1 protein-coding gene is annotated in these 929 nt (G+C 36.1%); it reads right to left on the bottom strand.

Annotated features, from left to right (window positions below; all coding sequences use genetic code 11):
* Positions 1-307: 307 nt before the first annotated feature.
* Positions 308-929 (bottom strand): reverse transcriptase domain-containing protein (locus IEV86_RS18335; protein WP_229734724.1); only part of this gene is annotated, 622 nt, incomplete at its 5' end.

Here is a 929-nt window from a genome sequence, read left to right as displayed (position 1 = left end):
AGGTTCATTCTTCTGTGTGTGATGTATAGTTTTCCCAATACCTTGCTGAAAAGACTGTCTTTTTCCATTGGATACTCTTTCCTGCTTTTTCAATGATTAGTTGGCCATATATTTGTGGGTCCATTTCTGGGTTCTCTGTTCCATTGGTCTATGTGTCTGTTTTTGTGCCAGTACCAGATGCCTTGATGATTATATAGCTTTGTAATACAGCTTGAAGTCTGGAATTGTGATGCTTCCCCCTTTGGTTTTCTTTTTCAAGATTGCTTTGGCTATTCTGGATCTTTTTTCTTCCATACAAATTTTAGGATTATTTTTCTAGCTCTGTGAAGAATGCTGGTGCTATTTTGATTGGGATTGCATTGAATGTGTAGATTGCTTTGGGTAGTATTGACATTTTAACAATATTTATTCTTCCAATCCATGAGCATGGAATGTTTTTCCATTTCTTTATATCTTCTTCAATTTCCTTCTTAAGCTTTCTATAGTTTTCAGCATACAGATCTTTTACATCTTTGGTTAGATTTATTCCTAGGTATTTTATGCTTCTTGGTGCAATTGTGAATGGGATCAGTTTCTTTATTTGTCTTTCTGTTGCTTCATTGTTAGTGTATAAGAATGCAACTGATTTCTGTACATTGATTTTGTATCCTGCAACTTTGCTGAATTCATGTATCAGTTCTAGCAGACTTTTGGTGGAGTCTATCGGATTTTCCATGTATAATATCATATCATCTGCAAAAAGTGAAAGCTTGACTTCATCTTTGCCAATTTTGATGCCTTTGATTTCCTTTTGTTGTCTGATTGCTGATGCTAGAACTTCCAACACTATGTTAAACAACACTGGTGAGAGTGGGCATCCCTGTCGTGTTCCTGATCTCAGGGAAAAAGCTCTCAGTTTTTCCCCATTGAGGATGATGTTAGCTGTGAGA

This window comes from Cellulomonas carbonis (genome assembly GCF_014636275.1).
Classification (GTDB): domain Bacteria; phylum Actinomycetota; class Actinomycetes; order Actinomycetales; family Cellulomonadaceae; genus Actinotalea; species Actinotalea carbonis.
This window is presented reverse-complemented; position numbering and strand designations above follow the sequence as displayed.